Consider the following 19,455-nt stretch of genomic DNA (forward strand, 5'->3'; position numbering starts at 1 on the left):
CGGGTGGCTGCCGGGCCTGCGCGGCCAAGGGCTCGGACTGACCACGTGCACGGGCGGTGCGACCCCTTGGCCGCTCCGTCGGCGCGACCGCATCGCGACGAGCCGAGCCGAGCCGCTCAGCCATCTGCCGATGCCGATGCTGATGCCTGTGCGGTCGGCCACCACAAGGCACCATCGCGTCCCTGGCCGGGATGGATGGGGCTCCCTACTCACCCCGGAGGCGACCCACACGTGCCGGATTCCTTCGTTCACCTGCACAATCACACCGAATACTCGATGCTGGACGGCGCACAGAAGATGAAGCCGATGTTCGCCGAGGTGGCCCGGCAGGAGATGCCCGCGATCGCCATGAGCGATCACGGCAACATGTTCGGTGCCTACGAGTTCGCGCAGGTCGCGAAGGGCTTCGAAGGGATCAGGCCGATCATCGGCATCGAGGCGTACATGGCGCCTTCCTCTCGGTTCGTCCGCAAGCAGGAGTTCTGGGGGCCGGGAGGCCGTCGCGCCACGAACGCGGACGGTGAGGGGTCGAAGGATGTCTCCGGTGGCGGCCGCTTCACTCACATGACCATGTGGGCGCGCAACAGCCAGGGCCTGCGGAACCTGTTCTGGCTCAGCACGCAGGCCAGCTATGAGGGTCAGTTCCCTGCCGGAAAGCCGCGCATGGACCGGGAGTTGATCGCCGAGCGGCCGGGCGGCGTCATCGCCACCACCGGCTGCCCCTCGGGCGAGATCCAGACCCGCCTGCGGCTGAACCAGTATGACGAGGCGAAGACTGCTGCCGCGGCCTACCAGGAGATCTTCGGCCGCGAGAACTACTTCCTGGAGCTGATGGACCACGGCCTGGACATCGAGCGTGAGGTCCGTGAGGGCCTGCTGCGCCTGGCCAAGGAACTGAACATCCCCCTCCTGGCCACCAATGACGCGCACTACGTCACCGAGGACCAGGCCGACGCCCACGACAGCCTGCTGTGCATCGGCGTCGGCAAGAACAAGGACGACCCGGGCCGCTTCCGGTTCAACGGCTCCGGCTACTACCTCAAGAGCGCCGCCGAGATGCGCAGCCTGTTCTCGGAGCTTCCGGAAGCCTGCGACAACACCCTGCTGATCGCCGAGCGCATCGAGTCCTACGACGAGGTCTTCGACTACGTCGACGAGATGCCGCGGTTCCCGGACGTGCCCGAAGGCGAAACGCAGGAGTCGTGGCTGCGCAAGGAAGTCCTCAAGGGGCTGGCCATGCGCTACGGGGACCCGGTTCCCCCGCACATCGTGGACCGCTTCGAGACCGAGATGTCGGTCATCGGCCCCATGGGCTTCAGCTCCTACTTCCTCGTCGTGGCGGACATCTGCCGCCACGCCCGGGACAACAAGATCCCGCTCGGCCCGGGCCGGGGCTCGGCCACCGGCTCGATCGTCGCCTACGCCACCCGCATCACCGAGCTGTGCCCCCTGGAGCACGGCCTGCTGTTCGAGCGGTTCCTGAACCCCGAGCGCATCAACCCGCCGGATGTGGACCTCGACTTCGACGACCGTCAGCGCGACCGGATGGTCCGCTACGTCACCGAGAAGTACGGCGAGGAGTACACCGCCATGGTGAATACGTTCGGCAAGATCAAGGCCAAGAACGCGATCAAGGACTCCTCACGCATCCTCGGCTACCCGTACGCCCACGGCGAGCGGATCACCAAAGCTCTCCCGCCGGACCACAACGGCAAGTCCGCCCCACTGGCCGCCGTCTTCGACTCCTCCCATGAGCGGTATGGCGAGGCCGGCGAGATCCGGCAGATGTATGGCAACGAGCAGGATGTGAAGCGGGTCATCGACACCGCCCGCGGGGTGGAGGGCCTCACCCGCGGCACCGGCGTGCACGCCGCGGCGGTGATCCTGTCCAAGACGAAGCTCACCGACCGCATCCCGCTGCACATGCGTGCCTCGGACGGGGTGAAGATCACCGGCTTCGACTACCCGTCCTGCGAAGACATGGGTCTGATCAAGATGGACTTCCTGGGGCTGCGGAACCTGGGCGTCATCGACCAGGCCATCGAGAACATCCGCGAGAACCGGGGAATCAGCCTCGCCACCGTAGACCCCCTGGACGGCGACCCGTCCACCGTCGTCATCCCCCTGGACGACACCAAGACCTACCGGCTGCTGGCCGAGGGCAACACCTTCGGCGTCTTCCAGCTCGACGGCGGCGGGATGCGCGTACTGCTGAAGCAGATGGAACCCACCCGGTTCGAGGACATCGCCGCGGTCAACGCCCTCTACCGGCCCGGCCCCATGGCGGCCAACGCCCACACCAACTACGCCCACCGCAAGACCGGCCGCCAGGACATCACCCCCATCCACCCCGAACTGCGCGACGCCCTGGATCCCATCCTCGGCAACACCTTCCACCTGCTCGTCTACCAGGAGCAGATCATGGCCATCGCCCGGGAACTGGCCGGGTACACCCTCGGCGGCGCCGACCTGCTGCGCCGTGCGATGGGCAAGAAGAAACCGGAGGTGCTGGCCGCGGAGTGGGACAAGTTCCACGACGGCATGCGGGGCAACGGGTACAGCGAGGAAGCCGTCAAAGCCCTGTGGGACGTCATGCTCCCGTTCTCCGGCTACGCCTTCAACAAGTCCCACACCGCCGGCTATGGCCTCGTCTCGTACTGGACCGCCTACCTCAAGGCCAACTACCCGGCCGAGTACATGGCCGCCCTGCTCACCTCGGTCGGCGACGACAAGGACAAGGCCGCGGTCTACCTCGCCGACGCCCGTAAGAACGGCGTCCGCGTCCTCCAGCCCGACGTGAACGAGTCCGTCGCCGAGTTCACCGCCATCGGCGACGACGTACGGTTCGGACTGCGGTCCGTACGCAACGTCGGCGACAACGTCATCGAGGCCATCGTCGAGGCCCGCCGCCGGGAAGGGAAATTCACCTCCTTCTCCGACTTCCTCGACAAGGCCGGCCTGCCCGCACTGAACAAACGAGCTGTGGAGTCCCTGATCAAGGCCGGCACCTTCGACTCCCTGCAGCACTCCCGCAAGGGCCTCACCGCCATCCACGAGGACGCCATCGACGCGGTCATCCCCGTGAAGAAGGCGGCAAGCTTCGGACAGGACGACCTCTTCGCCGACCTGGGCGGCGAGGGAAGCAGCGTTGCGCCCTTCGGTCTCAACTTTGCCATCGACGACACCGAGTGGCCCCGCAGACAGCTCCTGGCGACCGAACGCGACATGCTCGGCCTCTACGTCTCCGCCCACCCGCTGGACGGAGCCGAGCACATCCTCTCCGGCGCACGGGACTGCTCCATCGCCGAACTGCTCGCCTCCGGCCGCACCTCCGGGGACGTACAGCTCTCCGGACTGATCACCGGCATCCAGCTCAAGATGACCAAACAGGGCAACGCCTGGGCCATCGTGAACCTGGCGGACCGTGATGCCGGCATCGAGGTCCTCTTCTTCCCCGCCGCCTACCAGCTCGTGCAGCACGCGCTGGCCGAAGACAACGTCATCTCCGTCAAGGGCAAGATCGAGGACCGGGACGGAACCGTGAACGTCTTCGGCAGAGAACTCGCGGTACTGGACGTCTCCTCCGCCGAACACGGCGGCAGACCCCCCGTGCGGCTTGCCCTCCCCGCCCACCGGATCACCGAACAGTCCGTCAGAGAACTCAAGCGCATCCTCGCGGACCACCCGGGCGACAGCCCCGTCCACCTCAGCGTCCGCGGCGCACGCAAGACGACCGTGTACGCCCTGCAGGCCAAGGTGGACGCCATCACCATCGCATCCGACGTGAAGGGCACGTTCGGAGCTGACGCGTGGACGGGGCTGGCGTGATCCGGGGGCCGGTGAGAGTGAAGCGTTCGGCAAGCCCGTTCGTGACTGGCCGAACGCCGCGCGCGACCGCGACGCCGTACGCGACCGTGACGCCGCGGGGGGGCGCGTCGCGGGGGTCGCGGGGGAGGAGAGCGCAGCAGCGCGGGTAGCAAGGGAGTGGGTACCCGGCGTCAGTTCGCACTGTCACGGGTTCCGTCGGAGCAGCAGCCGCTCTTCGCGCCGGCGGCGGTGTCGAGGCGGCAGAAGCACGACGCCTCGACGGGGACGTCCGCGAGTGCGGTGGCCACGGTGAGTTGCTGGGCGACGATGCGGGCTTCTCCCGTCCTGCCGAGCTGCACGAGGCATTCGTGGAAGCCGTGGAGGGCCCAGACGTTTCCGGGATGCTGCAACGGCCTGGGCAGGGTGTTGTCGAGCCCGAGGTCGGCCCGGTAGACGGCCTCGGCCTCTTCGACCCTGCCCTGTTCCAGCAGGAGCGCCCCGTAGGCGTGGCGGGTCGGCTGCATCCAGCCCCACGGTTCGTCGTAGGGCAGGTTGTCGTCGAGCTCGATGGAGCGCTCCAGGGCGGCAAACGCTGCGTCGTACTCGCCCTTGCGGTACGCGAGTTCGCCGTCGAGCATGGCGGAGGCGAGCGCCAGGATGTCCCGGCACGTGTTGTTGAACAGCATCCGCGTCTCGGGAACCCGCTCGGCCGCGCGGCGGAACAGCTCTCGCTCGGCCTCGGCCTCGACGGTCGCCCCCGTGGCGGAATACGCCACTCCGCGCGCGTAGTGCAGCATCGCCGTGGTGACGCAGTACAGCTCCCGGTCGGCGGGCATCGGCAGCGCGAGGATGTCTGTCCACCGGCCGAAGCGGATCAGCACATGCACCCGCATGGCGAGAAAGCCCTCCAGCCAGTCGGCCATCGGCGGGCTCTCCACGCGCAGCAGCTCCTCGGGGATGGACGCCTCGAGTTGCGCGACCGTCTCCAGCGCCGTCCTGGACTGGCCGAGGAACATCGCACCGTAGATCTTGAAGTGGTAGTTGTGCGAGCGGTACAGCGTGTAGAAGTTCATCGCGCCGGCCCGCCGCAGGTACTTCTCATCGGCCCTGATCGCGTCGCTGTTGCCCGACACGACCCGTCGGTAGTCCCCGCACAGCACATCGAGATGTGAGGGCATGTGCTGCAGGTGCCCCGCGTCCGGGACCAGCCCTCGCAGCCGGTCGGCGACCGACAGAGCCTTCTCCGGCGTCGGCGACATCTCCATCAGGTGGATGTACATGTGGAGTGTGCCCGGGTGATCGCTGCCGGCCGCGGTGAGCAACGCGCGTTCGAGGACGGCCTTCGCCTCCAGTGTGCGCGCGTCGCCGGCGGGTTCGCCCGTGCGCAGGTCCCACAGCTGCCACGGGGTGAGGTTCATCAACGCGTCGGCGTAGAGGGTGGCGACGTCCAGGTCGTCGGGTGCGAGTTCGTATACGGCGCGCATGGCCACGGCATAGGGCTCGTTCCAGACGGAACAGTCCTCCACGGCGCACGAGGCGGGGTAGCGCTCGCGCAATGCCGCGATGAGCGCGCGCTCGGTTGGCGTGGCCCCGTCACACAGCTCATGGGCCCGTTCGACGGCGGCATGCGCCCGTTCCACCGTGCGCTGCAGATCGGTCTCGTCGAAGAAGTCCCAGGGCTTGTTGTAATTGGGGCCCAGGGCGTACGCGATGCCCCAATACGCCATGGCGCAGCCGGGATCCGCTGCCGCCGCCGATTCGAAGCAGGTGACGGCCTCTTCGTGGTTGAACCCGTAGCTCCAGGCGAGGCCACGGTTGAACCAGAGCTGTGCTTCCGGCGAACGTGTCGATACGGGCCGGGTGAAGGTCCCGAGGTCGAAGTAGTCCATGAGGATCTCCTGCAGAGGGATGTGAACTCGACGATAGTCGGCGCTCAGTGCATAGGTGCCGATTGGCTTTGTTCACTTCTGGCGCCTCTCGCCGCCCCCACATTCACTCGAATGGGCTTTATCTCTGAGGGGTGATTTTAGCGATGGCGAGGCAAGCGTTCCTCTTTTGAGGATGGGGATGGCGTTATACGCCTCAGTCATCGACGCCGCCAGACCCTCACACCCTCACCGAGACGCTCGACCGCATCATGCTCGACACCGGCCTGGCTTGCCTTCCCGAGTTCGAGCCCTGACAGCACGAGACCCCGGGTTCTTGACGGCCCGGGGTCTGCGCGTACTGGTGTATTCGGCCGGCTCAACCACCATCCGCGGCTACTGCAGCCCAGGGATCCGATTCGAGATCAGAGCCGTTGTAGCGCCGCCGGCCCATATTGGGCACGGCGGACATCAGGACGGTCCGTACGCTGCTCATCCCGTGCACATTCCAGTCGTTCTCCTGGCACTTGCATTCCTTCTCAAGCCGGAGCTCTTGCGGGAATACGGGCATGGCCTCGCTTTGCGTCGTCCACGATCCACGCGATGACGGGAAAGTGCCACACCGCCTGCGGCATTCACACGCCGGGCGCGGGATTTTCAGCGATTCATGGCCGCCCAGAACTCCTCGAACGACATCTGGCGATCGTTGTCGGTGTCGAGCGAGTCGATCAGTGCCTGGGCCTCCGACTCGGTGATCTCCGAGCCCTCCAACTCCGCCACGACCTTCCGGTATTCGTCCGCGGTGACCAGGCCGTCCCCGTCGATGTCATAGCGCTCGAAGACCTTCCGCGCCGCCGTCTCCATGATGTCTGCCATGTGCTCCGCCCTTCTGCGATCTTCGCTGACGGGCCCAGATTATCCGTCCGCCCAGAGCGACGAGGGCGCGGCCCAACCTGCCTGGCTGTTGCGGGCCGAACTCGTTCCAGGGCTCATGCCTGCACCGCGACCGCGACGCAGGAGCTCGCTGATGAGAACCCACCAGCGGAGATGCCGTCTCTCCGCCGGTGGAAGCACCGCGGAAGACCCGTGTCAGGACATCAACTCGCCCCACCGGTACGGGCATGGCCCGTTGTCATGCCCATACGCCGACGCGCCTGTCCCGGCGCGTGGCGCCAGGTCGATCACCGGGTTGATCGGACACACCTGCGCCACGGCGTCGGTCACCGTTCCACGCCACTATGTCGAAGAAACTAGCGTTGGTGTGTGCACGGCGGACCGGTCACCCCGGCGTCGCTGACGGGCAGCCGACCGCGCCGGCATCGCTCTCGGCGCGGCCGTCGGCCCGGCTTCTGGGCCAGCGCCGAACAGCCCGCGGGCGAGAACCTGACATGGCTTCCTGGCGTACGCGGAGCAGTGCTGGCGCTGCGGCGAGCTGTGCGGTGGCGGGGCTGTCTGAATGGTTGCTCGGCCCGGCGGGCGGTAGAGCGTCCGGGTTCTGGTTGCATGGATCCGAAGTTCGCAAGTTCGCAAGTCGCAAGTGCGCAAGTTCGGGTGAGGAAGGGTGAGGCGGCGTGGGGGTGCAAGGCCAGGATCGCTGGACGCGGTCGGGGGTCAGGCTGCGCCGCGTCTCGCAGCGCGAGGGGCGGTGGAACTGGCTGTTTGTGCCCGGCGGCCCTGGTCTGGGATCCGAGTCCGTGCTCGGGTTGGCCCGTGCGGCCGAGGTACCGGGCACGGTATGGCTGGTCGACCTGCCGGGAGACGGTTCCAACCGTGGCATGCCGGAAGTGCCTGACCACCCCTACGAGCGGTGGCCAGACGTGCTCGCCGAAGCGGCCCAGGCACTGCACGAGGTGGTCATGGTGGGCCACTCCACCGGTGGGATGTTCATCCTCTCCGTCCCCGAGCTGGAAGAGCAGCTTGTCGGAATGGTCCTGGTCAGCAGCGCTCCGCACGCCGGCTGGCGCCCGTCCTTCGCCCGGTGGGCCGAAGCCCATCCGATCCGCGGCCTGGACACGGCAGCCGGGGACTACGCCCGGGACCCGAACGACGAGACCCTGCGCACGCTCACCCTCGCCGCCGCGCCATGGAACTTCACACCCGAGGGACTGGCCGCGGGTCGCGCCGCACTGGAAGACCTCGCCTACTGTCATGACGCGGTGGCCTGGGCCGACGCCCACTTCGACGACACCTACCAAGCCCGTTGGAAGCCGCACAACAGGCTTCCGGCGCTGATCGTCAGCGGCGCCGAAGATCACGTGGTCGACCAGCGTCTCTGGCAGGACGACGACGCCTTCGACCAGCCCCGCGTCCTGCAACGCACGATCGACGGTGCCGGCCACTTTCCCTGGATCGAGAACCCGCAGGCGGTCCGTAAGGCCTTCGCCGACCTGACCGATCTCCTGGACGGCGACACTCGATAGCCGTCCGTTGCCACCTGCTCGGTCACCGGCGGCTTCATAGCCTGACCCTTTGCAATCGGCGAGTTCGACGGAGAGGAAGCGTCCGGTCTTTGGGGCGTATTCGCGGGCACCGAGGCGCGTGAGGCCAGCGTCGTCGGTGCCGCCGACGTAGCCCTTGGAGCCGGGCCAGGTAGTCGGCTTGGTGCCGTAGTGGTCGGCGAGGGCGACGGCGTAGCTGCCGTCGTCGGCCAGGACGACTTGGTGGCCGCTGCCGAGGGGATCTAGCGGGTGGCTTTGGGGTTGTCTTCGGGGCCTTTGCGGAGGGCGAGTTCGGTGTGGTCGCCGAGGGTGAGTGTGGTGGGGTTGCCGGCGGAAAGGGACGACGTCGGACTTCTGGGAATTGCCCGTGGGCGCCGTCGGAGTCCAATTCGTCGCCGCCGCGCTAGTGCCGCATCAGCCGTCGTTCGCCCTGGTGCGATATCGCTCCCCAGCCCGTCGGTCGGTAGGCCTCAGCTGCCACAGTTGGGGGATGAACGGAAACTTCTTGGCCCGACACCATGACCAGTTGACTGCGTGGCTGAGGGACGGAGAGGCCGAAAGCCTCAACGCATTCCTGGGCGCACACCACGAGTCCTTCGTGCTCGTGACGACAGATGGAGCGATCCTCGACCTTGAGACGCTACGAGAATCCCTGCGTAGTGCGGGCGGCAGCCAGCCTGGCTTGTCGATCCAGGTCGAGGAAGTCACCAGTATCACCCCCGAGGTGTACCGGTTCCTGGAGCGCCACATCGTGGACGGCTCCGTCGTCGGCGTGCGGGTGGTGACTGCCGTAATGGAGGACGGGTTGCTGCTCAGCGTGCAGGAGACCGCCCGTCGTTAGTGGAACCAGCGGACGTCGCGCTTCAGCGTTATCAATCTCGCGTGGCGCGTACTCGTTCTATCACCCGCATTGCCTTCAACACCTCGCCGCCCGAGCCGGCATCCGAACGGCACGTCACGTCGCAACAGGGCAAACATTGCCTGATACGGCACTAGCTCTCGACATCCTTGAGCGGGCCCCATGCGTGATTTGTCGGTAATCCCTTGGGGCGCCTGGATGCGTGTAGAGGGCGTCGCATTGGGGCTGATGGGCGCGGGGGAGTGTGCGCCTGGCTTGATGGGGTTGTGTATATGTCCGTGTTTTGTAACACCAAACCGGATTTCTTCCGTCAAGGCATGACGGGCGGTCACTGTGTGGGGGCCCGGTCAAACCGGCCGGGTATCCGGTTTCCGGCGCCCCGCTGTGGCGTCGTATCCAGGGGGTTTTCGTGTCCCGTAACGCTTCACGTATCGCCGCCGCGGTCCTCGGCTCTGCGGCTCTCGCGGCCACTGCTGTCCTCCCGGCCGCCGCGGCCGGCCACGGCCACCACGCTCCGGCCCCGCACCACCACCGCTCGGCGGTGAGTCTCGGAGCGATCCAGTACGACAGCCCCGGGCGCGACGACCACTCCAACCGGAGTCTGAACGCGGAATATGTGACGGTGAAGAACACCGGTCACCGCGCGGTCAACCTCCGTGGATGGACCCTGTCCGACCGCTCCGGGCAGACCTACCGCTTCGGCAATGTGCGCCTGAAGGGCCACAGTCAGGTCCGTGTCCACACCGGCATCGGACGCGACAACCGCTGGGACCTCTACCAGGACCGCCGCACCTACGTGTGGGACAACAACGACACCGCCATCCTGCGCAACGACCACCGCCGCATCGTCGACTTCGAAAGCTGGGGCCGCCACGGCGGGCACCACGGTCACTGGGGTCACAGCCACTGACCTCCCCAACCGGCCGGTGAGGCTTGATGCCGTCTCACCAGCCACCCACGGTGCGCCGCAGGTTCCTGCCCTGCGGCGCACTGCCATGTCCCTGTGCCGCGCTTGCAGCGGGAATCCGCTGTACCCAACTCCACGTGCTGCGCCCGCTCGTACTCCACGTCGCTGCTCTAGCCCGCCCCTCATGCGACGAGCTGACGCGGAGTGCCGGGCGCACGTAGACGACAGCCTGCAGCCGACGTGGCGAGGTGCTCACCAGGTCGGAGAGGCACCCGCACTGCGCGATGGCCTGGCGGCGCTATTCCGTACCTCCGGGCCTGAGTTGTCAGAAGTGCACGCAGACGGCTGAGTTGTCCTGGCACCAGCCGCTGGGTGGGTGGTCCAACTCGTAGCAGCCATGCGCCAGCCTGATGAGGACGGCGATGGACAACGCGAGGCAGGCGCCCAGTCCATCTAGAGGGCGATCTTCCTGACCCGGCGACGGTCGGCGGTCCTTGGAGCGGGCCTCGGCGGCTTGTGCGGTGACGCCTTCGAGGTATTCGGGGTATTCGGGACGTGAGGACGCCCGCCGGTATGGCGGCCGGCGTAGCGAAGACTCATGCCGTGGTCCGCATCTGTCCCGAGCTGCCTTGCACATCGAAGTCGCAGTCCAGGACTGCGTAGTTGAGTCGAATTCTCTGCCTGGTAGGGGCTGGGCGACCGCGACTCCCATGCGGCTGTCGGCGTCGATGACGACCTGGTGGACGGTGGCGTAGCGATAGTTCTTCGACTGCTCGGCCACCCCGAGCGGTCGCGGATGGGCACCAGGGGGCCGTCCACGATGAGCACGGTGTCCCTGCGGAACCGGGAACCGTTTGCGTGGCTGGAGCGCGAGAAGCGGCCCGAGGTGGTCGATGACTCGGTCGATCGTGGACTTCGAGATACCGAACAGCGGAGCTAGCTGGCACAACGTCAAGTTCGTGCGTTAGTACGCCGCGACCAGCAATATGCGATCTTCGATCGGAAGCTCCCACGGTCGCCCTCGTCGAGCCTTGCTCGTCGGTGGAAGCGGGTAGCCCTGCCTGCTCTGCTGGTCAGCCGACCTCCTAGACTGCCGTCGTCTCAAAGTTTGATCGGAGCACGACATGCGTCGCCTTATCCTCGCCCCCGTCCTCGTGGCAGTTGCCGCCCTCGCACTCGCCGGGTGCGCGCAGGACTTTGGTCAAGGCCCTGAGGGCCGGGTCACTGACAAGTCCAAGGACGGGAAGAAGTTCTACCTGGTCGTCGATCCCAAGAAGGAGGGGAAGGCGAAGAAGTTCCGGGTCAGCAAGTACGACTACCACGACTGCTACCGGGGCTCGAAGTACCCCAAGTGCATCGACGATTAGCCCGCATAGCCCTCCCTAACTCAGCCACGTCCTCCAGAAGTTCGAGGGGGGCAGCAGCCACCGGTGCGCTCACCACCTCGTCCGCCTGTCCGTGGGGCAAGCCTGAGGAAGCCACGGCGGCGTATACCCGGCCGGCCGTCTGTAGCGGCCGGTCCGGGGCCGTACCCCCTGTCGTAAAGGAGCGCACTGGCGGCGTCTCCCGTGCATTCAGAACCTCACTTGTGGATCTGTGTAATGCCCACGCCTACGTGCAAGTGGGGCGGCGCTGAGCCCACTCCGCGTACTACACCCGCTTGACTCCACGTTGGTGCTCTCGCAGTCGATGGCGAGTTGGCGCAGAGGCCATTGACGTAAGCCGGACGGCGGACGGCGGGCAGCGGGCAGCGGACGGCGGGCAGCGGTCCGCTGGGAAGCACCGGAGCAGCAGGCCTCAACGAGCAGCACCATGCGGTCGATAAGGACGCCTTCACAAAGGCGGTCGACTCCGGCTCGGATCACTGGGCGGAGACCTTGTGGACGGTGGTGTCGTCGGGGTTCAGTCGTCGTCCGTCCGCAGAGAGCACTTCCAGTGCGCGGAGGCGATGTCCCTGTCGGCGGTCTACCAACTGTGAGTGTGGTTCGCCGGGGGCGAAGAAGTTCTGTTCGCCCCACTGTCGCAGTGCCACGATGACGGGGAAGAGCGCCTTGCCCTTCGGCGTCAGTACGTACTCGCGGTAGGCGCTGCCGTCCGAGGCGGGGACGGATTCGAGGACGCCGCCGGCGACCAGGGTGCGCAGTCGCGCGGTGAGGATGTTCTTCGCCACGCCGAGGCTGCGCTGGAACTCCCCGAAGCGCCGGCTTCCGTCGAAGGCGTCCCGCACGATCAGCAGGGACCACCAGTCGCCGATCGCGTCCACCGACCGGGCGACGGGACATTCGCTGTCGTCGAAGCGCGTCCTGGTCACCATGGCGTCCCTCACGTCCCTCAGTCTCACGATGGTTGCAACATGCTACCTAAAAGGCTACCGTCACCGTCGCCATTGTTGGTAGCAAGATGAAACCAGATGTGCGGAGGGGTGGCTGTGCTGATGCCCGGCAAAAGTGAGGCTGTGACGCGACGGACCGAGGCGCGAAGCGGGGAAAGCGGGGAAGGTTCCATGTTCGTCCTGTCCCGTGGCGTCGTCATGCTGTTCGCCGTCGCGTGCGGGGCCGCGGTGGCCAACGTCTACTTCTCTCAGCCGCTCTTGGTGACCATGGGCCACGACCTCGGCATGAGTCCGGCAGTTGTCGGCAGCGTGGTCACCCTCACGCATGTCGGATACGGGCTGGGACTCTTCTTCCTCGTACCGCTGGGCGACGTGGCCGACCGCAGGCGGCTCATCGTGGCCCAGTTACTGTTCCTGGTGGTGGCGCTGGCCGTGGTGGCCGCAGCCCACACGGCGGCGATCCTGCTCGTGGGCATGGCCGCGACGGGGCTTCTCGCGGTCGTCACGCAGACGCTGGTGGCCTTCGCGGCATCACTGGCCCCTCCCGCCGGGCGCGGACGGGTCGTCGGTCTGGTCACCAGCGGCGTGGTCATCGGAATCCTGCTCGCCCGCACCGCATCCGGCCTCATGGCCGATCTCGCGGGCTGGCGCTCCGTCTACCTCGCCTCGGCCTCGCTCACCGCTCTGCTCGCCCTGGTCCTGTACCGAGTGCTGCCGCGCCACAGTGACGCTCCCCCGACAACTCTGCGCTACGGACAGCTCCTGCGCTCCACGATCACCCTGTTCGCACGGGAACAACTGCTGCGGCTCCGGGCCCTGTTCGGTCTGCTGGTCTTCGCCGCCTTCAGCACCCTGTGGAGCAGCGTCGCGCTGCCGCTCAGCGAGGCCCCGCACTTCCTGCCCCACAGCGCGATCGGGGCGCTGGGGCTGATCGGTGTCGCCGGCGCCCTGGCCGCGACCGCGGCGGGCCGTCTGAACGACCGCGGACTCTCCCGGCGGACCACCGGCATCGCCCTGACACTGCTCGCCGTCTCGTGGTTGCCCTTGGCTTTCACCCGCAGCTCGCTCTGGGCGCTGGTCGTCGGGGTGATCCTTCTCGACCTCGCCGTGCAGGCGGTCCATGTCACCAACCAGACCCTGATCTACGCGCTGCACCCGGAAGCGGGCAGCCGGCTGATCGGCGGATACATGGTCTTCTACTCGATCGGCAGCGCCACCGGCGCCATCGCCGCGACCTCCCTCTACACGGTGGCCGGTTGGGGCGCCGTATGCGCACTGGGTGCCACGTTCAGCTGCCTCGGGCTCGTGCTGTGGGCGTTCACTCGGCACGGCACTCCGGACCCCGCCGCCGAGGTGACCTCTCGCAGCGGAACCTGAGCGTTCTCGCCGAACAAAGTCAGGGGTACGGGGCGGGACTTGGCTGCCCGGCGGTGCACTCAGGTCGCAAAACATCCACCCGTGTGTGCCTCGCCCGTCGAGCACCCGAAAGGTCGGCACGAACCTGGTGGTCGGACGGGGAGGTTCGGCGGCTCGCTTCCACTCGCGCGCAGGGCACCGGGTTGCGGGTGCGTGGCGCTCGGCAATCCGGCTCACTTCCTTCGCAGGTTTCAGATGTGCCGCGGGGAGACGGCGTTGATCGCTTCGCTTCCGCTGCTCCCTCGCCGGGCGGGAAGCCAGTGGGCGTGGGCGCAAGCACGCGAGCACGAGCGGGTGTTGCAGGGGCCTGAAGGGGGCGCGAAGGGCGAGTGATAGATTCTCAACAAGCGTTTATTTTTTGGGAAATCGGCCGTGAAGTCCGGGGCGGGGCCCACACCGTGGCGCCTGCACCGCATCGTGGAGAGCGAGCATCATGCGCATTCTCATCACTGCACAGGCAATCTATTCGCACCTCGCCCCCCTGGTGCTCCCAGTGGCGGAGAGAGCTAAAGAGGCAGGTCATGAGGTAGCCGTCGCCACGGGAGCCGGAGTTGTCCAGCACATCGAGAAGCGCGGACTTACCGCGTTGACGTTGCCCAACGTCCAGTCGATGGGGGAAGCGCTCCAGGGGGGTAGGCTCCGGCCCCCGCCGGGCATGGAGAAGGCCGGTTCCGTGACCGTCGAGCTGTCGCCGGAATTCTTCGCTTCGGCCTTTGTCGGGCACCTTGCCGAGGCCGGCGCCCAAGACCTCCTCGAGGTGGCGCGGAGCTGGCAACCGGACCTGATCCTCCACGAGTCGACGGAGTACGGCGGCTATCTGGCGGCGGAATGCCTCGGCATCCCACACGGCGCTCTGGACATCGCGCCGATGGCGCCCTATGCCCATCCCGTCGTGACGGAGGAACTCAACCGGCAACGCGGGAAGCTCGGCCTGGCACCGGTCAGCGACGCCTGGCACACGTTCCGCGCGTTCCGCGCCGGAGTGGTTCCGGAGGACTTCTACCCCACGGACAGCCGACTGCCCAGCGCCCGCTACTACCAGGTCCCCGCCCAGTCGGCACAGGGTGCCCTCGACCCGGATATCGCCCAACTCTCCACGGACCGGCCGCTCGTCCTCGCCACCCTCGGCTCGAACGCCACCCGGCTTCCTGGCGGCGCTCAGACTCTGCTGGAGACCATCGTCGAGACTCTCGGAGAGCTGCCCGTCACCGGTGTCGTGGCCCTGGGGGCGGACCGCGACCCGCGGCAGTGGGACGGAGCACGCCCCGACAACGTCCATCTGACGTCGTTCGTCCAGCAGGAACTGCTGCTCCGGTCCAGCGATCTGTTCATTACGCATGCTGGATTCAACGGGACCCGGGAGGCGCTGGCAGCCGGAGTCCCCATGGTGGCTGTGCCGTTGTTCGCCGAGCAGTCCCACAATGCGGGCCGACTGCAGCAGTTGGGCGTCGGGACGCGGATAGACGTCCAGGACGTCACCCGCAATTCGCTGGCCGAGGCGGCGCGCAACGTACTGGAGGACCGCTCCTACCGGTCCCGCGCCCAAGGACTCCAGCGCCGGTCCCATGCTCTGCCGGACCTCAACCGGCTGGTGGAGGACGCAGCGGCGCTGGTCGCCTGAGCCGGCGGCTCTCCTCCGCACACCACTACGGTGACGGATTCGCCGAACCGCTGCCTCTCACTCCGGCCGTTGGGACTCCACCGGCCGGAGTGCAGTAGCGGTGGGAGCCGGCCCTCACCCTGCAACAGCATCGGCTCCTCCCTCTGCGGAGCCTTCCGATCTGCCGTCTCCAAGTACTCGGCGCCGCCCGGAGGTGCTTGTAGCATCAGGACCGGCACCGGAAAGGAGGCCGACTTGACCTGCGCCGATGCAGTGACGAATGCGCCCGGACAGGCCGTGCATGCGCCCGGACAGGCCGCGCAGCGGAAAGTGGGCCCAGGGGGCCCGGCCGAGGACGCAGCCCTTCCGGAGCGCAAAGGCGAGCGCACACGTCGGCGCATCCTGACGGCCGCACGGCGGAAGTTCGCGGAGGTCGGCTACGAGCGCGCCACCATCCGCGCCATCGCGACCGAAGCTGAGGTGGACAAGTCCTCCGTAATCCAGTATTTCGGCAGCAAGCAGGACCTGTTCCGCGAGGCCGTCCACTGGCAGATCCCCCACGACGAACTCACCACCAGCGACCCCGGCCAGACGGTGGAGAACCGCCTGCGCAGCATGCTGGACACCTGGGCGGCGGATCCGGACAGCCCCATGGCAGTGCTCCTGCGGACCAGCATGACGAGCGACGAAGCGGCAGAGCTGCTGCGTCGGCATCTCACCGTGCAAGTCACCGATCACATCGCCGCCACCATCGATGCCCCCGACGCGCGACTGCGTGCCGCATTGTTCAGCGCGATCATGATGGGCCTCGCCGCCCAGCGCCATCTGCTGCACCTTCCCGACCTGGCCGAGGCAGACGTGGAGGACATCGTGCGGATCGCCACTCCGCTGCTCCGTAGCCTCATTGCTCCGGAGATGTGAGCCACCTTCGCGTTCAACGAACCGGGCCCGCGGCGTCGTTCAGTCCCTCACCGGCTGACGAGCTCGATGAGGGACTGAACGCTGACCAGCCCGACAAGGACGTGGAAGAGAGCCCTCGCGGTGAGTCGGCCTGCCTGCCTGGGGAGCCCGCCAGTCGGACCGGCGGGGCTTTTCAGACGTCAGCTCATCAGCAGTAGCCGTGTGTGCGGTACCAGCTTCCGGTTCACGCTGGTGCTCTGCACAAAGATCGTGAAGTCGTCGTTGTGATCCGGCTTGACGCGAGTTTCCATGTCCGGCAGGCCGAGCAGGGCCCGGGCCTCCGGACCCGTGTACACCCGGTCCGACTTCTTCTCCAGCACCGCAATCTGCTTTCGTGCCTGGATCTTCTCCGACTTACTCAGCTGATAGAACGCACAGCCGGTACGGAAAGTGTGCCCGCATTCGACGACCCAGTCCCGGATCGTCGCTTCGCGAGCCACCGGAATCAGCTGGTATTCGGACGGATTCACCGGGGTGAGACCGGCTGCCTCTATGGTGTCCTTGTTGACAGCCTCGGCGCCTGTAGAGAACACCGCCCGCGATCCCCGGATGCCCTGGGTGCGGCCCACCATGAATTTCTCGGTGGCCTCCTGGATGACCTGGCCGGCCTCTTCCAGACCCTGTGTGCTCGTGGCGTCCCAGATGGCGATGTTGTCCTTCGGGAAACCGCACTGCATGGCCTCGCGCTTGCCCATCTGGTCCGGCACAAGGACGGCCAGCGTCCAGTTGTCCGCCTGTGTCTCGGTCATCTTGGCCACGGCCTGTACCAGTTCACGCGGATCCCTGGCAGGGGCATCCAAACAGCGATGACTTGCGTTCTCCTGTCCGTCAGTCAGTACGAACGTCAGGAAGCTGTGGTCGCCGTAAAGTTGAGCTGTCTGCGCCAGCTCCTTCTGCGACTTCAGCGTGGCGGCCAGCAGAGCCGTCATTCCACCAACTCGGTACAGCTGCTTCAGGGACGGCATCCGCAGCACGTCCTTGTCGTAGATGACGCACTCCACCTTGTCTGCGAAGACGTACACCGTAACGCGGGTTTCCTGGTCCAGTTCCTGCGATCGGCGGGCCAGATATGCAATCTGCTGGTCGGCGACTTCGACGACCTTGCGGCTCAGGTGTGACATGGACGAACTGGCATCCAACACAAGAGCAACGTGATTGATGTAGTTCTGGCTTCCGGACATAACCGCTCCCCCTTTTCCGAGTCGATGCACCCATCGTCGCACCCACCACTGACAATCGACCTTGGAGTCCAGGTGGAGGCAGCCCCGAAGCGCCCGGACGCTCCACGAGACAAGATCCGGGCCCAGGGCCGTCACACCTGCCGCATGAGCGGGCGGTCCGAGGAGAGAGCCGACCAGCCTGAACCGGGGCGTCCGCGCGTCATGCGGGAACCAGTCCGCAAGCCGAACCACGTTTCACCAAGGCGCGCCACGCCTGCCACGGGTCCAGCACACTGCCACCGCGCGAATCAGCTGGCGCCCCCATCTTCAGCACACCTCCGCATCGCGCTGTAACACTCTTGAACCCGCACTGGCCTGACCTGACGCGGACTCCGCCAGCAACCACCGCGGCCGGGAAGGTCAGCAGTACGGTGGCTGGTTGGTCAGGGATGCTGCCACCCGCATCCACACGCCGAACAGCCGATAAAGGGTGGGCAGAGTGCCCTGAGCCTGGACGGTTCGGCTATCTGTCGAGGTGACTCCCGGGATTCCCAGGAGCGTCGAGGCCACTGAAGCCGACTGCCAGCGGACCGCGAGAGTGGAACGGGCCGCAGCAGCAGTGAATACGCTCGGTGTTGCGGAGAGACTGGCGGTGACCGTTCTTTCGATGGCCGCACGCGCTTCGTCCGCCGGGCGCAGATCTGCAGCGAACCGGTCCCGCGCACACTTCACGGCCACGGTCCTCACCGAGGCGTCCCATTCCGTCATCTCTGCGCAGGCGAAGTCGTCACCGGTGAGGGCCGCCACCGGAACGCTGATGGCGGCCGCGGTGGCGTGGGCCAGGCCGATTTCACCGACCGGTCGGCCGTCCAGCCACATGTCTTCGATCTCGTGGCCCATGAAGCTGTGGCTCAGCACGCCGAGCGCACCCGCCCGGGAGTGGTAGCCGACGCAGATCATGGCGTCCTGCTCGGCGGTGAGACCTTCGAGCATGCCCATGTGTTTGGGCTTGCCGCGGATGAGGCGGGCTGCCGGGTGCAGGGACTCGGGCAAGATGTTGCGCATCGGGCCGTGCGCGTCGTTGACGGTGATCTCGGTGGCGCCGGCCGCGACGGCGCCACGGACGGCCGCGTTGACATCCTCCGCCATCATCAGTCGTCCACGCTCGTAGTCCCGGCCGCTGGGCTGGACATCGTCGGCGTCGACGAGCCCCGTGACGCCTTCCATGTCCGCACTGATATAGATTCGCACCGCGCCCTCTCCTCAAGCTCTTGATCACTTGGAGACGCCTGGCGCTCCTCCTCTGGTTCCTTGACCAGCTCGCGACCACCCTGATTTCGGCCTGGGTGGGCACGAATGCTTCGAGCTCATGACCTGCACTGCAGGCAGCCAGGTGCCACAGCTACTGACGTGGTGCGACGGTGGGAGGCAAATCAGCCACGGGCCGCCGTGATGAGGTGTCGCAGGGCGCTATGTACGGGTGGGCCCCAGGTGGGCTTGCCTCCGGGGCGGCCGTGGACGCCGGCGTGTCCGATGTGGATGCCGCTAAGGGCGCCACCCCGTGCACTTCGTGCGGGTGCGGGTGCGGGTGCGGGTGCGGGCGGCCGGGGGCGGGGCCCTGCGTCGCGCACTGCCGCACCGCCATGAGGGCGCGGACGGAGTTTCGCGTCAGCCCCGGCCGAGGACGCAGAACTCGTTCCCCGCCGGGTCGGCCATCACCGTCCACGGCGCATCGCCCTGGCCCACATCGGCGGGCGTCGCCCCGAGCTCCTTCAGACGTGCGACCAACTCCGCCTGATGGGCGTCGGAGGTGGTGGTGAGCTCGATGTGCACGCGGCACTTCACCGTCTCCGGGTCCGGGACGCGGACGAGATCGATGCAGACGGCGGACGGGTCCGGCCAGTCGAAGCCCACGGGTTCCCGGCTGGGGCTGCAGCGTCATGCCGCATACCTTCGGTGATCCCCCATTGGGCAGGCGTGCGAGTTCAGGCTCTCCTGCTGTATGTATGGCTCTGGCGGTGGGTTTGTCTCCGGCGAGGGTGAGCATGACGAGGGCGATGATGTGTGCCAGGGGGCCGGAGGGGCCCGTTGGCGAGCCATGGCCCGCCGGG

General features: G+C 67.0%; 13 protein-coding genes and 3 pseudogenes. 8 read left to right on the forward strand and 8 right to left on the reverse strand.

Annotation, left to right across the window (positions count from 1 at the left end; all coding sequences use genetic code 11):
• Positions 1-231 precede the first annotated feature (231 nt).
• Complete coding sequence (gene dnaE / locus NUT86_RS39570) at positions 232-3,828, forward strand: DNA polymerase III subunit alpha (protein WP_274740218.1); 3,597 nt, start codon at positions 232-234, stop codon at positions 3,826-3,828.
• A 170-nt stretch (positions 3,829-3,998) separates the two neighbouring features.
• On the opposite strand, the gene NUT86_RS39575 is transcribed toward dnaE, so the two are convergent.
• Positions 3,999-5,696, reverse strand: coding sequence for a tetratricopeptide repeat protein (locus tag NUT86_RS39575; RefSeq protein ID WP_274740219.1), 1,698 nt, complete (start codon positions 5,694-5,696; stop codon positions 3,999-4,001).
• Between the two features lie 633 nt (positions 5,697-6,329).
• Positions 6,330-6,548, reverse strand: coding sequence for an EF-hand domain-containing protein (locus tag NUT86_RS39580; protein WP_018093680.1), 219 nt, complete (start codon positions 6,546-6,548; stop codon positions 6,330-6,332).
• A 785-nt stretch (positions 6,549-7,333) separates the two neighbouring features.
• Between NUT86_RS39580 and NUT86_RS39585 the strand changes: the two genes are divergently transcribed.
• The 3 genes from NUT86_RS39585 (at position 7,334) to NUT86_RS39595 (ending at position 9,879) form a co-directional block, all read left to right on the forward strand.
• Positions 7,334-8,092 (forward strand): alpha/beta fold hydrolase, encoded by a 759-nt coding sequence (locus NUT86_RS39585; protein WP_274740757.1) that lies wholly within the window; start codon positions 7,334-7,336, stop codon positions 8,090-8,092.
• Positions 8,093-8,600: 508 nt separating this feature from the next.
• Positions 8,601-8,951: a hypothetical protein gene (locus NUT86_RS39590; RefSeq protein ID WP_148588175.1), complete on the forward strand. Its 351-nt coding sequence runs from the start codon at positions 8,601-8,603 to the stop codon at positions 8,949-8,951.
• A 427-nt stretch (positions 8,952-9,378) separates the two neighbouring features.
• Positions 9,379-9,879, forward strand: a complete 501-nt coding sequence (locus NUT86_RS39595) for a lamin tail domain-containing protein (protein ID WP_018093683.1) — start codon at positions 9,379-9,381, stop codon at positions 9,877-9,879.
• Between the two features lie 672 nt (positions 9,880-10,551).
• Here NUT86_RS39595 and NUT86_RS39600 read toward each other — a convergent pair.
• A pseudogene (locus NUT86_RS39600) lies at positions 10,552-10,903 on the reverse strand (helix-turn-helix domain-containing protein); the annotation flags it as partial.
• 97 nt (positions 10,904-11,000) lie between these two features.
• On the opposite strand from NUT86_RS39600, the gene NUT86_RS39605 reads away from it, so the two are divergent.
• Positions 11,001-11,243 carry a hypothetical protein gene (locus NUT86_RS39605; RefSeq protein WP_018093684.1) on the forward strand — a complete coding sequence of 81 codons (243 nt, stop codon included), beginning with the start codon at positions 11,001-11,003 and terminating at the stop codon, positions 11,241-11,243.
• A gap of 494 nt (positions 11,244-11,737) precedes the next feature.
• Here NUT86_RS39605 and NUT86_RS39610 read toward each other — a convergent pair whose 3' ends face one another.
• Positions 11,738-12,190 carry a winged helix-turn-helix transcriptional regulator gene (locus NUT86_RS39610; protein ID WP_274740759.1) on the reverse strand — a complete coding sequence of 151 codons (453 nt, stop codon included), beginning with the start codon at positions 12,188-12,190 and terminating at the stop codon, positions 11,738-11,740.
• Positions 12,191-12,310: 120 nt separating this feature from the next.
• Here NUT86_RS39610 and NUT86_RS39615 point away from each other — a divergent pair, with 120 nt between their 5' ends.
• The 3 genes from NUT86_RS39615 to NUT86_RS39625 all read left to right on the forward strand — a co-directional run bounded on the left by NUT86_RS39615 (position 12,311) and on the right by NUT86_RS39625 (position 16,145).
• Positions 12,311-13,585: an MFS transporter gene (locus tag NUT86_RS39615; RefSeq protein ID WP_446750810.1), complete on the forward strand. Its 1,275-nt coding sequence runs from the start codon at positions 12,311-12,313 to the stop codon at positions 13,583-13,585.
• 712 nt (positions 13,586-14,297) lie between these two features.
• Positions 14,298-15,245: a glycosyltransferase gene (locus NUT86_RS39620; RefSeq protein WP_229838472.1), complete on the forward strand. Its 948-nt coding sequence runs from the start codon at positions 14,298-14,300 to the stop codon at positions 15,243-15,245.
• A gap of 234 nt (positions 15,246-15,479) precedes the next feature.
• Positions 15,480-16,145 carry a TetR/AcrR family transcriptional regulator gene (locus NUT86_RS39625; RefSeq protein ID WP_274740222.1) on the forward strand — a complete coding sequence of 222 codons (666 nt, stop codon included), beginning with the start codon at positions 15,480-15,482 and terminating at the stop codon, positions 16,143-16,145.
• 179 nt (positions 16,146-16,324) lie between these two features.
• On the opposite strand, the gene NUT86_RS39630 is transcribed toward NUT86_RS39625, so the two are convergent.
• From NUT86_RS39630 to NUT86_RS39645, 4 genes and pseudogenes are all read right to left on the reverse strand, one after another.
• The gene (locus NUT86_RS39630) at positions 16,325-17,365 is read right to left on the reverse strand and encodes a vWA domain-containing protein (RefSeq protein ID WP_093643952.1); all 1,041 of its coding nucleotides are present in this window, start codon (positions 17,363-17,365) and stop codon (positions 16,325-16,327) included.
• A 399-nt stretch (positions 17,366-17,764) separates the two neighbouring features.
• Complete coding sequence (locus tag NUT86_RS39635) at positions 17,765-18,595, reverse strand: M55 family metallopeptidase (protein WP_274740223.1); 831 nt, start codon at positions 18,593-18,595, stop codon at positions 17,765-17,767.
• A gap of 182 nt (positions 18,596-18,777) precedes the next feature.
• A pseudogene (locus NUT86_RS39640) lies at positions 18,778-18,939 on the reverse strand (phosphotransferase); the annotation flags it as partial.
• An 85-nt stretch (positions 18,940-19,024) separates the two neighbouring features.
• Positions 19,025-19,264 (reverse strand): annotated as a pseudogene (locus tag NUT86_RS39645) (VOC family protein); the annotation flags it as partial.
• Positions 19,265-19,455 lie beyond the last annotated feature (191 nt).

Source organism: Streptomyces sp. G7(2002), assembly GCF_028870195.1.
In the GTDB taxonomy this organism is placed as follows: domain Bacteria; phylum Actinomycetota; class Actinomycetes; order Streptomycetales; family Streptomycetaceae; genus Streptomyces; species Streptomyces nigrescens.